Source organism: Sphingopyxis sp. HIX (genome assembly GCF_001468285.1).
Taxonomy (GTDB): domain Bacteria; phylum Pseudomonadota; class Alphaproteobacteria; order Sphingomonadales; family Sphingomonadaceae; genus Sphingopyxis.
Genome location: NZ_LNSB01000022.1, coordinates 43336 through 58325, shown reverse-complemented (window position 1 = coordinate 58325; position 14990 = coordinate 43336). Strand labels below are relative to the sequence as shown.

The 14990-nt window shown below is 68.0% G+C and carries 14 protein-coding genes; 10 read left to right on the top strand and 4 right to left on the bottom strand.

Features of this window, described 5'->3' with window-relative positions:
- Position 1: 1 nt before the first annotated feature.
- Positions 2-2644: a TonB-dependent receptor plug domain-containing protein gene (locus tag ATE62_RS12035; protein WP_058807699.1), complete on the bottom strand. Its 2643-nt coding sequence runs from the start codon at positions 2642-2644 to the stop codon at positions 2-4.
- A 283-nt stretch (positions 2645-2927) separates the two neighbouring features.
- Here ATE62_RS12035 and ccmC point away from each other — a divergent pair, with 283 nt between their 5' ends.
- From ccmC to ATE62_RS11990, 10 genes are all read left to right on the top strand, one after another.
- Complete coding sequence (gene ccmC / locus ATE62_RS12030; RefSeq protein WP_058807700.1) at positions 2928-3662, top strand: heme ABC transporter permease CcmC; 735 nt, start codon at positions 2928-2930, stop codon at positions 3660-3662.
- 3 nt (positions 3663-3665) lie between these two features.
- Positions 3666-3821, top strand: a complete 156-nt coding sequence (gene ccmD / locus ATE62_RS22910) for a heme exporter protein CcmD (protein ID WP_082662779.1) — start codon at positions 3666-3668, stop codon at positions 3819-3821.
- Positions 3822-3954: 133 nt separating this feature from the next.
- Positions 3955-4395, top strand: a complete 441-nt coding sequence (ccmE, locus tag ATE62_RS12025) for a cytochrome c maturation protein CcmE (RefSeq protein WP_058807701.1) — start codon at positions 3955-3957, stop codon at positions 4393-4395.
- 112 nt (positions 4396-4507) lie between these two features.
- Entirely contained in the window at positions 4508-6472 is a 1965-nt protein-coding gene (locus tag ATE62_RS12020; protein ID WP_058807702.1) for a heme lyase CcmF/NrfE family subunit, read from the top strand.
- Positions 6469-6999 (top strand): DsbE family thiol:disulfide interchange protein, encoded by a 531-nt coding sequence (locus ATE62_RS12015; protein WP_058807703.1) that lies wholly within the window; start codon positions 6469-6471, stop codon positions 6997-6999. Before ATE62_RS12020 ends, ATE62_RS12015 begins: the two co-directional genes overlap by 4 nt.
- 2 nt (positions 7000-7001) lie before the next feature.
- Complete coding sequence (locus ATE62_RS12010) at positions 7002-7430, top strand: cytochrome c-type biogenesis protein (protein WP_058807746.1); 429 nt, start codon at positions 7002-7004, stop codon at positions 7428-7430.
- On the top strand, positions 7427-8101 hold the full coding sequence (locus ATE62_RS12005) for a tetratricopeptide repeat protein (RefSeq protein ID WP_058807704.1): 675 nt from the start codon (positions 7427-7429) through the stop codon (positions 8099-8101). Before ATE62_RS12010 ends, ATE62_RS12005 begins: the two co-directional genes overlap by 4 nt.
- Before the next feature lie 44 nt (positions 8102-8145).
- A complete protein-coding gene (locus ATE62_RS12000; RefSeq protein ID WP_058807705.1) occupies positions 8146-10107 on the top strand; it encodes a potassium transporter Kup in 1962 nt (653 codons plus the stop codon).
- 109 nt (positions 10108-10216) lie between these two features.
- Positions 10217-11014 (top strand): hypothetical protein, encoded by a 798-nt coding sequence (locus ATE62_RS11995; protein WP_058807706.1) that lies wholly within the window; start codon positions 10217-10219, stop codon positions 11012-11014.
- Positions 11014-11514, top strand: coding sequence for an AHH domain-containing protein (locus ATE62_RS11990; protein WP_058807707.1), 501 nt, complete (start codon positions 11014-11016; stop codon positions 11512-11514). Before ATE62_RS11995 ends, ATE62_RS11990 begins: the two co-directional genes overlap by 1 nt.
- Positions 11515-11728: 214 nt before the next feature.
- On the opposite strand, the gene ATE62_RS11985 is transcribed toward ATE62_RS11990, so the two are convergent.
- The 3 genes from ATE62_RS11985 to ATE62_RS11975 all read right to left on the bottom strand — a co-directional run bounded on the left by ATE62_RS11985 (position 11729) and on the right by ATE62_RS11975 (position 14897).
- On the bottom strand, positions 11729-12700 hold the full coding sequence (locus tag ATE62_RS11985; RefSeq protein ID WP_058807708.1) for an NAD(P)H-dependent flavin oxidoreductase: 972 nt from the start codon (positions 12698-12700) through the stop codon (positions 11729-11731).
- A gap of 107 nt (positions 12701-12807) precedes the next feature.
- On the bottom strand, positions 12808-14325 hold the full coding sequence (locus tag ATE62_RS11980; RefSeq protein WP_082662778.1) for a PepSY-associated TM helix domain-containing protein: 1518 nt from the start codon (positions 14323-14325) through the stop codon (positions 12808-12810).
- A complete protein-coding gene (locus ATE62_RS11975) occupies positions 14322-14897 on the bottom strand; it encodes a hypothetical protein (protein WP_058807709.1) in 576 nt (191 codons plus the stop codon). Before ATE62_RS11975 ends, ATE62_RS11980 begins: the two co-directional genes overlap by 4 nt.
- Positions 14898-14990 lie beyond the last annotated feature (93 nt).

The following is a 14990-nucleotide window of genomic DNA, read 5'->3' as shown; positions in this document are numbered from 1 at the left end:
CTCAGAAGTCGACCGAGATGCGTCCGTAGACGAAGCGGCCGTTGAAGCCGAAGGGCGACTGCGAACTGTACGGCAGGAAGGCGTTGTTGAAGCCGTAGTTGACGCCGTCGACGGTGCCGAAGGGCAGGCGGTCGGGATAGACGTCGAAGACATTGTTCGCGCCGATCGCGATCTGCAGCGCTTCGAGCGGCTTGATGCGCAGCTCGACGTCGGTGACCCATTTGGGCGACAGGAAGATGTCGCCCGGCACCTCGCCCGGTGCGAGGTCGATATTATTATTGTTCGCGGCGGTCGAGAAGCTGCTGGGCAAGAACACCTCGCCATAGCGGTTGGTACGCAGCGTCAGCCCGACCATGTCATAATCCCAGTCGAGGCTGACGTTGAGCTTGTCCTGCGGCTGGCCGTCGGTCAGGCGGTAGCTTTCCTGCCGCGCGAAGAGGCGCTGCGCGGTGAAGCCCGAGAAGGTCCGGCGATCGGTGATCTTGGTATTGTTGAGGTTGAAGCCCGCGCTGAGTCGGAAATTGCCCAAACCGAAATCGGGAATGCGGTAGGACGCGACGATGTCGACCCCTTCGGTCTTCGTATCGATGCCGTTGATGAAGAAGCGCGCCGAGCTGACCCCGGTGATGCCGGCCGCGGTCAGCGTGGCGACGATGTCGGCGCCCTGCAGATTCTCGGTCAGCGTGATGCGGTCCTTGATCTTGATGTTGTAATAGTCGGCGGTGATGCTGAGCCCGTCGATCATCGTGAAGCTGATGCCGCCGCCGAAGTTGAGCGATTTTTCGGGCTCGAGCGGTTCGGCCCCGAGCGCGACGGCGACCGGCGAGCTGACGGGGAAGGTCCCGATCTCGATCAGCACGCCGCCGACATTGTTGGTCGAGGTGGTCTGAAAGGATTGCTGCGCGAGGCTGGGCGCGCGGAAACCCGTCGACACCGAGCCGCGCAGCGCGAGCCCGTCGATCGGTTCGAAGCGCGCCGCGGCCTTGCCGTTGACCGTATCGCCGAAGTCGCTGAAATGTTCGTAGCGGCCGGCGAGCTGGACGGTGAACATGTCGCTGAGGTCGGCATCGATTTCGGCATAGCCCGCGAAGCTGTCGCGCGACACGTCGGTCGCGTTGCTGGGGCGGAAGCCCGGGAAGACCTGCGACCCGCCCGCGGCGCCGAAGGGCGCCGAGGAGAAGGGGCCGTTGATCCAGCTCTGTTCCTCGCCGGGGACGATCTTGTAATTTTCGTTGCGCCATTCCCCGCCGAAGGCGAGCGAGACGCTGTTCCCGATGCCGATGTCGATGTCGCGGCGGACGTCGAGGTTGACCGATGTCTGGCCCGAGCGCAGGCCGCCGGCGTTGAACTTGCGGTTGCTGTTGAGCCCGCCGAGCGAGGTGTTGACGCTGTTCGACACGCCATAGTCCAGCCGGTTCGAACCATAGACGAGCGACAGGTCGTAATCCCATGCGCCGATGTCGCCGCGGATCCCCGCCGCGGCCGAAATATCCCGGATCTCGCTTTCGATGATCGGCAGGAAGCCGTCGGCATAGATGGGAACGAAGCTGGTCGTCGAGGCCGACCAGTCCTGGTTGCGGATGTCGAACGAGCGGCGATAGAAGCCCGCGCCGTTGCCGTCGCGGACGCCGTAGCTGCCGAAGGTGTAGAATTCGATCGCTTCGGAGAGGTCGAAGCCGGCGTTGACGAAGAAGTTCATATCCTTCGATTCGCCGTCGCCATAGCGGTGCCAATAGCGGTCGAGCGTCGTTTCGCGCGGGTCGCCGGCGGCGAAATAATTGCGCCGGATGTCGGGGCCCGAGCGGTTGGTGGGCGAGCGGTCCTTATATTCGGCGGTGAAGTTCAGATAGCCGGTCCCACTGATGGGCAGGCCGATGTTGGTCGCGAAAGTATAGGTGTCGCCATCGTTCCGCTTGCGGTCCTTGCCGGTGTAGGTGATCACCGGATTGTCGCCGCCGGTCACGGCGAAGAAACCGTTCGAGCCGATCGCGAAGGTCGGGTTGGTGAGCGTAGGCGCGACCGACGCGACCTGGTCCACATCCTCCATGCGGGTGATATATTTGCCGTAGGAGACCTGCGCGCGGCCGCCGACGCTGCGTTTCAGCTGGACGTTGATCACGCCCGCTATGGCGTCCGAGCCATAGAGCGACGAGGCGCCGTCGCGCAGCACTTCGATCCGTTCGATCGCGAGCGGCGGGATGGTGTTCATGTCGACCGCGGTCGAACCGCGCCCAACCGAGCCGTTGAGGTTGATCAAAGACGACTGGTGGCGCCGCTTGCCGTTGACCAGCACGAGCACCTGGTCGGGGGCGAGGCCGCGCAGCGTCGCGGGGCGCAGCGAGTCGGTGCCATCGGTCAGCGAAGGCTGCGGAAAATTGAACGAGGGGACGAGCTGGTTCAGCAGCTTGTTCGTTTCGGTGGTGCCGCTGTTCTGTAGCGCGTCGCCGCCGATCACGTCGATCGGCACGGTGCTGTCGGCGACGGTGCGATCGGTGCGGCGCGTGCCGATGACGACGATCGTGTTGCTGTCGGCGTCGGCGGCGTCGTCGACCGCGGCGTCCTGGGCGAGGACGGGGGCGGACCAGCCGGTCGCGGCGAGGGCGGCGGCGAGGGCGAGCGCGGAGATTTTGTTGGCATTGGGCATGATGTGCAGTCCCCTTTTTGCGGACCCGGCGGCCCGGTGCGAGGAGGATTGACTCTAAGACGCTGGCCCGCCAGCCAAAAACGACCGGCGGGGCGGGGTTTGTTACATTTTTGCTGCGTTTGTTGTAATTTAGTCACGTTGCCGCCCGCGCCGCCATGATGGCGGGCATGCCGTGCCGAGGCTTGACCTAGCCCCCAAGGCACGCAAGACAGGCGCCGCCGGGTCGCGCCGGGCAATTCACTGGACCGATATATCGGCCTCCCCTAAAGACGACGCGAAACCGATGCACGCTTACGCCAATCCCACCCGTTTCCTCGCGATTGCGAAGCCGCTGACGCCGTGGCTGCTCGGCGTCGGGCTGCTGCTCGTGCTCGGCGGCGCCTTTGCCGGGCTGACGCAGGTGCCGGGCGACTACAAGCAGGGCGAGACCGCGCGAATCCTCTATGTCCACGTCCCGTCGGCGTGGCTCGGCATGGGCGGCTGGACGAGCCTTGCCGTCGCGGGTCTCGTACAACTGGTGTGGCGCCATCCGCTCGCGGGCATCGCGGCGCGGGCGATCGCGGTGCCGGGGATGCTGTTCACCGCCTTGTGCCTCGCGACCGGGTCGATCTGGGGCAAGCCGACCTGGGGGACCTGGTGGGAATGGGACGGGCGGATGACCTCGATGCTGGTCCTGCTGTTCCTCTATGCCGGCTTCATCGCGCTGACGAGCGGCGACGAGGGGCAAAGGCAGGGCGGCACGCTGTCGCGCGGCGCCGCCATCTATGCGCTGGTCGGCGCGATCAACATCCCGATCATCAACCGCAGCGTCATATGGTGGAACAGCCTGCACCAGGGACCGAGCATCACCTTGCGCGGATCGAGCATCGACGGCGCGCTGCTGTGGCCTCTGGGCTTGACCGTGCTGGGTTTTTCCTTGCTGTTCGGCGCGATCGTCCTGATGCGGATGCGGCGGATCATCGCCGACAACCGCGTCGCGGCGCGGCTGCGGCGGCTCGCCGACGATGAGGGGAGTTGACGCGTGACGGGGGTGATCAGCGGGGGCGGCCAATGGGCCTATGTCGCGGCCGCCTATGGGCTCACCGCGCTGCTGACCGGCGCGGTGCTCTGGGCCAGCTGGCGTGCGATGAAAAAGGCCGAAAAGCGCAGCGACGCGCTGCGAAAGGACAGAAAATGACGGCGGTACCGCAAGCGAGCGACGGTGGAGGAAAAATAGGGACAGTCCCTATTTATTCGGCGCGGTCTGCGATAGCGGCGGCCGTCGGCCTGCAAATAAATAGGGACTGTCCCTATTTTTCGGAAGCGGGCCGGTGAAGGCGAAGCATCAACGTTTGGTACTGGCGCTGGTCGCCGTCGCGGGTATCGCGGGGGCGGGCGTGCTCGGCGCCAGCGCGCTGCGCGACGAGGCGGCCTATTTCCGCACCCCGGCCGAGGTCAAGGCGGGCAAGGCCGAGGTGGGCGAGCCGATGCGGCTGGGCGGCATGGTCGCTGCGGGCAGCATCGTGCGCCAGCCCGACGGGCTGACGATCCGCTTCGTCGCGACCGACGGCAAGGCATCGGTGCCGGTGCAGTTCACCGGAATCGTCCCCGACCTGTTCGCCGAGGAAAGCGGCATGGTCGCCGACGGCCGGATGCGCGCCGACGGCACCTTCGTGGCCGACCGCATCCTCGCGAAGCACGACGAGCGCTATATGCCGCCGCAGATGGGCGAGATGCCCGAGGGCGTCGCGAAGATGGCGCCGAAGGTATGAGGTATTTCAACCGTCGCCCCCGCGAAGGCGGGGGCCGCCAGCAAAGTTGCGCTGCGCCGATAGCGGCCCCCGCCTTCGCGGGGGCGACGATATTTTTGCGGGCGACGGTCCGATGATCGCGGAACTCGGCCTGGCCCTACTGTGGATCGCGGCGGCGCTCGCGTGCCTGTCGCTGGTCGCGGGAGTCCTCTTCCTGCGCGGCGGGCCCAAGGACCTCGCGTCGCTGGTGCGGCCGGCGAGCGTCGCGCAGGGCGTGCTGACCGCGGCGGCCTTCGGCCTGCTGATCGCGCTGTTCGTGCGGTCGGACATGTCGGTCGAGCTGGTCGCACGCAACAGCAACAGCCTGAAACCGATGATCTTCAAGATCGCGGGGACCTGGGGCAACCACGAAGGGTCGATGCTGTTGTGGCTGATGATCCTGTCGCTGTCGGGGGCGCTGATCGCGATCTTCGAACGGCGGCTGCGCGAGGATACGCTGGTCGCGACGCTGAGCGCGCAGGCGGCGCTGAGCCTCGGCTTCTTCGCCTTCCTGCTCTTTTCGTCGAACCCGTTCAACCGCTTGCCCGTGGCGCCGCCCGACGGGCAGGGGCTCAATCCGCTGCTCCAGGATATCGGTTTGGCGTTCCACCCCCCGACGCTCTACGTCGGGTATGTCGGGCTGTCGGTCGCGTTCAGTTTTGCGGTCGGCGCGCTGATCACGCGCGAGATCGGGCCGGCCTTTGCGCGCGCGATGCGGCCGTGGGTGCTGTTCAGCTGGATCTTCCTGACGCTCGGCATCACCGCGGGCAGCTATTGGGCCTATTATGAGCTCGGCTGGGGCGGCTGGTGGTTCTGGGACCCGGTCGAGAATGTCTCGCTGATCCCTTGGCTCGCGGGCGCGGCCTTGCTCCATTCGGTCGCGGTGACCGCGACGCGCAATGCCTTGCGCGCCTGGACGGTGATGCTGGCGGTGATCGGCTTCTCGATGTCGATGGTCGGCACCTTCATCGTGCGATCGGGGCTGCTGACCAGCGTGCACAGCTTCGCGGTCGATCCCGAGCGCGGGACCTTCCTGCTCGCCTTGATGGCGATCTATATCGGCGGGGCGCTCACCTTGTTCGCAGTGCGCGCGGGATCGGTCGCCGAGGGCAAGAAATTCGCGCTGCTGAGCCGCGAGGGCTCGCTGGTGATCAACAATCTGTTGCTGACGACGATCCTCGCGCTCGTGCTGCTCGGCACGCTCTATCCGATCGTCGCGGAGGCGATGGGCGAGAAGATTTCGGTCGGGCCGCCCTATTATAACAAGGTCGCGGGGCCGCTGGCGCTGATCCTGTGCCTCGTCATGGTCGCAGGGCCTTTGCTCGCGTGGCGCAGGGACGACGGCAAGAAGCTCTGGTCGCGGCTGCCGATGGCGGTGTTCGCCGGCGCGCTGGTGCTGGTGCTGCTGGTGATCTTCGGCGGCAAGGTCGGCATCCTGCCGCTGCTGGGCATGACCGTCGCGGGCGTGGTCGCGGTCGCGAGCCTCGCGCCGCTCTGGGGGCGCAACCTCCGCCGCACCCCGCTGCCGACCTGGGGCATGGTGATCGCGCATTTCGGGGTCGCCGTCGCGCTCGCCGGGATGGGGGCGGAAAGCGCCTTCATCAAGGAGAAATTGGTCGCAGCGAAACCCGGCGACGTGGTCAAGGTCGGCGATTTCGAGGTGCGGTTCGAGGGCGTGAAGCCCGTCGCCGGGCCCAATTATACCGCGATCGAGGGCACGCTGGTCGCGACGACATCGGGCGGCGGCTCGCATGTGATGAAACCCGAATCGCGGATGTTCCCCGGACTGATGGGCACCGCGCCGACCGAGACCAACGAGGCGGCGCTGCTGACGCGGCCGGGCGGGCAGCTTTATGCCGTGCTGGGCCAGCCGGTGGTCGGCGCCGACGGTGCGGGCCGCTATCAGCTGCGCCTGTGGTGGAAGCCGCTGGTGTGGTGGATCTGGCTGGGCGGCGCGCTGATCGCGATCGGCGCGGCGCTGTCGATGCTGGGGCGCGCGCAATTGCTGACGCTGTGGCGCGCGCGCCGGGCGCGCAAGGAAGAGGGTCGCTGGAAATGAAGTCGCGCTGGGTCCTGTTCGTGCCGCTGGCGATCATGGGATTGCTGTTCGGCGCCTTCATCTATCGGCTGACGACGCCCGCCGAGACGCTGATCCAGTCGCAGTGGATCGACAAGCCGATGCCCTTGTTCGACCTGCCGCCCGCGACCGCGGGGGTGGCGGGGCTGAAGAGCAGCCAGCTCGCCGACGGGCGGCCGCGGCTGGTCAATGTGTTTGCGAGCTGGTGCATCCCGTGCCGCGCCGAGGCGCCGCAGCTCGAGGCGCTGAAGCGCGCCGGCGTGCCGATCGACGGCATCGCGATCCGCGACCGGCCCGAGGATGTCGCGCAGTTCCTCAATGAATTCGGCAATCCCTTCGACCGCATCGGGTCGGACATGCAGTCGAGCGTGCAGATCGCGCTCGGATCGTCGGGGGTGCCCGAGACCTTCCTGATCGACGGCAAGGGGATCATCCGCGAGCAGATCCAGGGCGTGATCCTCGATGAGCAGGTGCCGGAGATCATCGCCAAGCTGGAGAAGATGAAGTGACGCTGCGGCGCGCCACGCTGGGCCTGCTGGCGCTCGCCGCGGCGGTGCCGCTCGCGGCGCAGGACCGGCTGCCGCCGGCACCCTATGCCTATCAGCAGCTCGCCGACCCCGTGCAGGAGGCCAAGGCGAAGCGGCTGATGGAGGAGCTGCGCTGCCTGGTCTGCCAGGGCCAGTCGATCGCCGATTCGGACGCGCCGCTGGCGGGCGACATGCGCAACGAGGTGCGCAGCAAGATCGCCGCAGGCGAAAGCCCCGAAGAAATCCGCAGCTGGCTGGTCGCGCGCTACGGCAATTGGGTCGATTACGACCCGCCCTTCGACGCCGCGACCGCCTTTCTGTGGTTCGGGCCCTTGCTGTTCCTCGCGCTCGGCGGCTGGCTGGCCTTCGGGCGTTTCCGGCGCGGCGCCGGCGAAGGGGAGGGCGAGGCATGATCTGGCTGTGGGTCCTGCTCGCCGCGGCGCTGACGATCGGCGGGCTGCTCTTCGTCGGGCGCCTGCCCGCCGCGACGCGGCCGCTGGCGGCGGCGGCGGTGATGCTGGGGCTCGCGGGCTATGCGCTGCAGGGGAATCCGTCGCTGCCGGGCCATCCGGTGGTCCCGGTCGACAAGCTCGAGGGTTTCGGCGAGCCGATCACCGATCGCCAGCAGGGCATGGCCGACCGCTTCGGCCCGGCGTCGCAGTGGATCGCGGCTTCCGACGGACAGATGCGGCGCGGGCGTACCGAAAATGCGGCGAAGATGTTGCAGAACGGCCTCAGCAAATATCCCGACAATGTCGACTTGTGGGTCGGCCTCGGCAACGCGCTGGTCGCGCACGGCGGGGGCATGATGTCGCCCGCGGCGGCGCTGGCGTTCGACGAGGCGGCGAAGCGCGACCCGACGCATCCGGGGCCGCCCTTCTTCGCCGGGCTCGCGCTGGCGCAGGGCGGCGATCTGAAGGGCGCCGAGGCGGTGTGGGGCGAACTGCTGTCGCGTAGCCCCGCCGATGCGCCGTGGCGCGCCGATCTGGAGATACGGCTGGCGCAGCTGCGGCAGGCGCTGGGGCCGCAGCTGCCCCCCGAGACGGCGGGTGAGGCACCTGCCGAAGCACCGGCGGGGCAATGATTTCCCCGCTATTCCTGTGCTGCGGGCTCGTCTAAAGGCGCGCGATGACTGCTGAGTCGCAACAGGCGGCGGACGGCGCCGAGGGCGCCGCACCGAACGCCGCCGAAACCGGCCATCCCGGCCACGGCCATCACGGCGACGGCGTGCTGAAGCTCGCCGTGGGCGCGGTCGGCGTCGTGTTCGGCGACATCGGTACCAGCCCGCTCTACGCCTTTCGCGAAACCTTTGCGGGGCATCATCCGATCGAGCCCGACCGGCTGCACATCTATGGCGTGCTGAGCCTGGTCTTCTGGTCGATGATGCTGGTCGTGACCTTCAAATATGTGCTGACGATCATGAAGGCCGACAACAAGGGCGAGGGGGGCAGCCTGGCCCTGCTCGCGCTGATCAGCCGCTCGTCGGAGGGCAAGCGCTGGACCTGGCCGATCGTGCTGCTCGGCGTGTTCGCAACCGCGCTCTTTTATGGCGACAGCATGATCACCCCGGCGATGTCGGTGCTGTCGGCGACCGAGGGCCTCGAATATGTGAACCCGGGCTTTGCGCCCTATATCGTGCCGATCGCGCTCGCGATCCTGATCGCGCTGTTCGCGATCCAGTCGCGCGGGACCGCCAAGGTCGGCGCGCTGTTCGGGCCGATCATGCTCGCCTATTTCATCATGCTCGCGGCGCTCGGCATCATGCACATCGGCGACAATCCGTGGATCATCGTCGAGACGGTCAATCCGCTCAATGCGCTGCGCTTCTTCTATCTCGACGGCTTCACCGCCTTCATCGCGCTGGGCGCGGTCGTGCTCGCGGTGACGGGGGCCGAGGCGCTCTATGCCGACATGGGGCATTTCGGGCGCAAGCCGATCGGGGTGAGCTGGCTGGTCTTCGTGCTGCCCGCGCTGATGCTCAATTACATGGGGCAGGGCGCGATGGTGCTCGCCGCCGAGGCGGGGCCGCGTGCCGAGCTGATTTCCGATCCCTTTTTCCAGATGATGCCCGACGCATGGCAGATCCCGGTGGTGATCCTGGCGCTGCTCGCGACGATCATCGCGAGCCAGGCGGTGATTTCGGGCGCCTTCTCGCTGACGCAGCAGGCGATCCAGCTGGGCTTCATGCCGCGTCTGCGCGTCGAGCATACCAGCGCGTCGGCGGCGGGGCAGATCTATATTCCGGTGGTCAATTGGGGGCTGATGGTGATGGTCATCATCCTCGTCCTCTTCTTCGGATCGTCGAGCAACCTTGCCGCGGCCTATGGCATCGCGGTGACCGGTGCGATGTTCATCGACACTTGCCTGCTCAGCGTCGTGCTCTTCACCCTGTGGAAGTGGCCGGCGTGGAAGGCGCTGCCGGTGCTGGCGGTCTTCTTCATCGTCGATGTCGCCTATTTCGGCGCCAATCTGATCAAGGTGCCCGACGGCGGCTGGGTGCCGCTGGCGATCGGGCTCGTCATCTTCACGATGCTCACCACCTGGTCGCGCGGGCGCAAGCTGATGCAGCAGGAAATGGCGGAAGGCGCGATGCCGATCCCGATCTTCGTCAAATCGGCGGCGAACAGCGCGACGCGCGTGCCGGGGACCGCGGTGTTCATGACCTCGTCGTCCGACGGGGTGCCGCATGCGCTGCTCCATAACCTCAAGCACAACAAGGTGCTGCACGAGCGGATCATCCTCTTGACGATCAAGATCGCCGACGTTCCGTTCGTCGAGGAAAAGAAGCTCTGCCAGCTCGACGGGCTGGGGCAGGGGTTCCACCGGCTGATCCTGAATTACGGCTTCATGCAGCCCGTCGACGTGCCCGCCGCCCTGCACCGCGTCACCGGGTGCGGCGGCGATTTCAAGATGCTCGAGACGAGCTTCTTCCTGTCGCGCCAGACGTTGATCGCGGCGGCGAAGCCGGGGATGCCGATCTGGCGCGAGAAGCTCTTCGCGTGGATGCTGCGCAATTCGGAAAGCGCGATGGAATATTTCCGCCTGCCGACCAACCGCGTGGTCGAACTGGGCAGCCAGGTCGCGATCTGACCCACCGGCTTGGGGCTCGATCCGCTTCGGACGCATCGCCGCAATAAGCGTTTGAACAAGGCGAACAGTCTTGCGATGCTGGCCGCTTCGGAGAAGGTCGGCCGGCAGCATGGATAGTCCCTTCCGCGACACGATGGCGCAGGCGGCGGCGGCGACGCAGGCACCCTTCGCGCTGCTCGCCGGCCCGGCGATGGCGGACGATGCGGTCGCGGCGCTGATGCGGCGCATGGGGCTGCAGCCCGAGGCGTCTGGCGCGGGCGCATTGCCGCTGCGGCTGGCGCTGGGACCGCTGACCGCGACGCTCGACCGCGCGGGGGTCATGCCGCTCGATTTCGCCGACCCGGCGGACCGGGCGACGAGCAGCCTTGGTATCAGCATGCCCGGCGACTGGCGTACGACGGGGACCTGCTGGGTCGTCGAGCTGGGCGGGGCGGATGCCGTCGCCGATGCGCCGTCGCCGCCGCTGGCCGATTATCTCAAGCTGCTCGTGCTGTTGATCGACGCCTTCGATGCCGCGCAGATTTTCTGGTCGCCGGCGCGGCTTTGGACCGGCGCGCCGCAATTCCGCGGCGCGATCGCCGAGATGCAGGCGAGCGGCATGCCGCCGGTGCTGCACCTCGTCGCCTTTCGCCGCCGCGACGATGCCGCGGGCGAGCGCGTCGCGACGCGCGGGCTTGTCGCCTTTGCCGGGCAGGAGCTGGAGGCGCGCATCCCGCCGGGATGGGACATGGCGGCGATGGTCAAGCGGCTCGCACGGCTGGCGCTCGACATGATGCTCAACGGGCCGGTGGCGCGCGCGCAGCAGGCGCCGGGGCTGGAGCGCGGCGAAACGGTCGCGCTGATTCCGCAGGCCGCGGGCGGCGGGCGGCCGGCGACGGTGCTGGTCGAGTTCAGCGCCGATCGCTGATGGCCGGGGGCGATCCGCCCGGTCCGTCCCGTTGCCGCTGGTCCGGCGCCGCACCCGCCGAAGCGGGCTACCAGCGCCACCATCTGATCCCCGTCGCATTGCTGCAGCGGCCGCAGATGGCGGCGATGTTCGCCGATCTGCGCGGCGAGGGCTTCGTGCTGCACCGCTTTGACCTCAACGGGCTGGTGCTCCCGGGCAACGAGCGGCTGGCGTGGCTGTCGGGGCATGCGCTGCACCGCGGGCCGCATCAGGCGTATAGCGACGTGGTTGCGGCGCGGATCGAGCAGATCCGGGCATGGCATGCGGGGGCGGTCGCGGCCGACCCTCGGGCCGCGCGGCGGGTGGCGGCGATGCGACTGCGGCTGCTGCAGGACACGCTGCGCCGCGCGCTGACCGACCGGCACGGCGCGGCCTTCTGGCTCAACCGCCGCGACCCGATGCGGCTGTTCGCCGACCGGCCCTATCTGGATGCGGCGATTGAGCGGTTGTTTGGGGGGTAGCGGGTGCCGGGTTTCGGGCGCAAGCTGCCCTTTTAATCCTCCCTGTCGCGAAGCGATGGGGAGGGGGACCATGCGAAGCATGGGAGGGGTGGCGGCCTTGAGCCGAGTTTATGGCGTCGACCCCTCCACCACCCTGCGGGTGGTCCCCCTCCCCACGGCTACGCCGCAGGGAGGATTAAGATGTCCGCTCCCCACCCCTAAGCCGACCTCGAAGCTAAAGCCTTACCTTCGCCTCCAGTTCGCGCCGCGCCGCCAGATATTGCTCCTCGAGCTGCGCCACGAACGCCGCGACCGGGAGCACGTCGCGCACCGGGCTGATGCCCTGGCCGGAGCCCCAGATGTCTTTCCAGGCCTTGGCTTTCGTATTGCCCCCGGAGCCGAAGTTCATCGTCTTCAAATCGCCCTCGGGGAGATTGTCGGGGTCCATGCCGGCGTTGACGATCGAGCCGCGGAGATAGTTGCCGTGCACCCCGGTGAAGAGGTTCGAATAGACGATGTCGGCGGCGCGGCCCTCGACGATGCCGTTCTTGTAGCCCGGGTCGGCATTGGCCTCTTCGGTCGCGATGAAGGCGCTGCCGATATAGGCGAGGTCGGCGCCGCACGCCTGCGCGGCGAGGATCGAGCGGCCGTGGCCGATCGCGCCCGACAGCGCGATGGGGCCGTCGAACCATTCGCGGATTTCCTGCACCAGCGCGAAGGGCGACTGGACGCCGGCATGGCCGCCCGCACCCGCGGCGACGGGAATCAGCCCGTCGGCGCCCTTTTCGACCGCCTTGCGCGCGAAGCGGTCGTCGATGACGTCGTGGAGGGTGATGCCGCCCCAGCCGTGCACCGCCTGGTTGAGCTCCTCGCGCGCGCCGAGCGACGTGATGGTGATCGGCACCTTCCATTTGGCGCAGGTCGCGATGTCGGCCTCGAGCCGGTCGTTCGACTTGTGCACGATCTGGTTGACCGCATAGGGCGCCGAGAGGCGGTCGGGATTGTCGCGGTCCCAAGCGGCCAGTTCCTCGGTGATCTGGTGCAGCCATTCGTCGAGCAGGCTCTGCGGCCGCGCGTTGAGCGCGGGGAAGCTGCCGACGACGCCCGCCTTGCACTGCGCGATGACGAGTTCGGGACCCGAGACGATGAACAGGGGCGAGCCGATGACGGGCAGGCGCAGGCGGTCGAAGATCGGGGGAAGGGCCATGGAATCACACTCTCCGGTTGCTGTTTGCAACTTACCTTAACGTAAAGGGAAGGTCGCGCAAGAGGGAGATACGGTGTATGATTAAAATCGATAGCCGCGCCCCGGGATCAGGCCGGGGCTTCGGCGGCATCGGGCGAGCGCCGGCGCGCGGCCGGCATCGCCAGCCATAGCCCGCCGGCGACGAGCACCGCGTCGACGATCCACGCCACCGGGTCGCTGCCGCCGACGAGCGCGGCGTGCAGCGCGGCGGCGGCGAGCATCAGCGCGCCCGTCGCGAGGCGCCCCCAGCGGGCGAGCCGCGCGGCGTCGATGCGCACCGCGAGCAGCCAGAAGAGGAGCGAGACGGCGATCCAGGTGGCGATCGCGGCACTCGCGGTGCCCGCGACCAGCGCGGCGCTCGCGGCGGCGGCGATGCCCGCGGGCTGGCCCCAGAGCGTCGCGCTCCACAGCCGCTCCCACACCGGCGCGGGGCGGCCGTTGTCGCGGCGGCGCGCGAGCCAGATGTTGACCCCGCCCGCGGCGAGATAGGTGAGGCCGAGGCCGAGCAGGAAATAGACGATCTTGACCAGCCCGCCGCCGAACCAGCCGAAATGCAGCGCGCCCATGCCGCCGAGCAGATCCTCGCCGAGATTGTTCTCGCTGGCCTTGCCGATGTCGTAGGTCGTCGCGTCGCGGCGGAAGGCATAGCTGTCGGTGCCCGCAAGGCGATCGGGCTGCTTGACGTTGAACAGCGCGGCGCCGCCCTGTTCGGTCGGATGCTCGGTGAAGATATAGGTCAGGCGGCCGCCGTCCTGCGGCAGCTTGGCGAACATCGGGCGGAGGTCGAGCACGGGCGCGGGGCGCGGGTCGTCGACCGGCGGTTCGGGGAAGAAGAGCGCATAGACCTTGCCCGCGTCGCCGTTGAACATCGCCATGCCGAGCACGCCGACGACGATCGTGGTGAGGCCGAGAAAGGCGCCGGTGAGCGAGATGATGATATGGAAGGGCAAGGCCCAGACGCCGAGCCGGTTGTGGAGGTCGGCCTCCTGCAGCCGCTTCGACCCGCCGATGCGGAGGTGAAAGGCGTCGCGGAAGATGCGCGGATGCGCGAGGATGCCCGAGATCAGCGACGACAGCAAAGCGACGCCGACCAGCCCGACGATGAAGATGCCCCAGGTGACCGGCAGGTGCAGGTTGATGTGGAGCCGGGTGATGAATTCGGTCCAGGCGAATTCGATGCCGGGGACGAGCTTGCCATCGGCGTCGGCGAGGAATTCGCGGTCCTCGTCGGCATCGACATGGAGCAGGAAGCGCGGCAGGTCGGGGCTGGGCAAGGTCAGATAGACATGCTCGACCCCGCTGCCGCCCGCGGCGATCGCGCCCGCGAAGGCGGTCTGGACGGCGTCGGGGCTCACTTCGGTCACCTGCGGCCCGGCGGCGCTTTCCCAGCGCTGGAACTCGTGCGCGAAGACCGCGATGCTGCCCGAGAGGCAGACGAGATAGATGAGCGCGGCGAAGGCGAGGCCGAGGCTGCTGTGCCCGCGCAGCACCGCGCGCACGAAGCCCGCGGGGATGCGCGCCATCAGGTCCTTGGGCTTTTTCGCGGGTTTCTTGGGCGCGGGCGCCTCGGCGGGAGCGGCGGTCATGCGAAACCCTTCAAAATGGCGGCGCTAAAGCTGGCGACGGCGACGCCGACGAGGACGGCGGTGGCGCGGAGGATACGATTGTCGGCAAGCGTCCACGCCATGCAGGCGCCCCAGGCGACGGGGACGATCAGCCCGCCAATGACGAGCCGCGTCTGTTGCTCGCCCGGCGCCAGCGCGGCCCAGGCGATGCCGACGCCCATCGCGGCGACCATGCCGATCGGACCCGCGAGCAGCCAGCGCAGCGTCTCGCGCCACTTGGTCGTCGCGCGGTCGGAGGGTTCGGGGGCGAGGCTCTCGCGCGCCGCGCGCGCCTTCGCCGCACGCCGCGTATAGTTGCCCGCGACGAGTGCGAGCGCGACGGTCGAGACGAGCGCGAGCGCGATGAAGGGGCCGCGCGCAGGGCCGAGCGCCCAGGCGGGCGCAGCGATTGCGGCGGCGATCAGCGCCCAGCCGCCGAGCACATAGGCGTGGTTCGAGTCCTTTCCCTGCCACGATCGGCGCAGCAGCCACACGCCTGCCCCCGCCGCCGCAGCGATGACCAGCGCCGGCAAAAGCGGCGAGCTGTCCTGCATAAGTCCCCCTGTACGACCTCTATTTGATTCTATTGACACGCATTCGCAATAGCAATAGCGGGCCCTTCGATAGCTAAGCGGGGAGCTCATGAC

What these genes read in the sequence shown, in the direction of transcription:
- ATE62_RS12035 (WP_058807699.1), bottom strand. Translation starts at nt 2,644, where the DNA reads ATGCCCAATGCCAACAAAATCTCCGCGCTCGCCCTCGCCGCCGCCCTC.
- ccmC (WP_058807700.1), top strand. Translation starts at nt 2,928, where the DNA reads ATGCACGCTTACGCCAATCCCACCCGTTTCCTCGCGATTGCGAAGCCG.
- ATE62_RS12020 (WP_058807702.1), top strand. Translation starts at nt 4,508, where the DNA reads ATGATCGCGGAACTCGGCCTGGCCCTACTGTGGATCGCGGCGGCGCTC.
- ATE62_RS12015 (WP_058807703.1), top strand. Translation starts at nt 6,469, where the DNA reads ATGAAGTCGCGCTGGGTCCTGTTCGTGCCGCTGGCGATCATGGGATTG.
- ATE62_RS12005 (WP_058807704.1), top strand. Translation starts at nt 7,427, where the DNA reads ATGATCTGGCTGTGGGTCCTGCTCGCCGCGGCGCTGACGATCGGCGGG.
- ATE62_RS12000 (WP_058807705.1), top strand. Translation starts at nt 8,146, where the DNA reads ATGACTGCTGAGTCGCAACAGGCGGCGGACGGCGCCGAGGGCGCCGCA.
- ATE62_RS11995 (WP_058807706.1), top strand. Translation starts at nt 10,217, where the DNA reads ATGGATAGTCCCTTCCGCGACACGATGGCGCAGGCGGCGGCGGCGACG.
- ATE62_RS11990 (WP_058807707.1), top strand. Translation starts at nt 11,014, where the DNA reads ATGGCCGGGGGCGATCCGCCCGGTCCGTCCCGTTGCCGCTGGTCCGGC.
- ATE62_RS11985 (WP_058807708.1), bottom strand. Translation starts at nt 12,700, where the DNA reads ATGGCCCTTCCCCCGATCTTCGACCGCCTGCGCCTGCCCGTCATCGGC.
- ATE62_RS11980 (WP_082662778.1), bottom strand. Translation starts at nt 14,325, where the DNA reads ATGACCGCCGCTCCCGCCGAGGCGCCCGCGCCCAAGAAACCCGCGAAA.
- ATE62_RS11975 (WP_058807709.1), bottom strand. Translation starts at nt 14,897, where the DNA reads ATGCAGGACAGCTCGCCGCTTTTGCCGGCGCTGGTCATCGCTGCGGCG.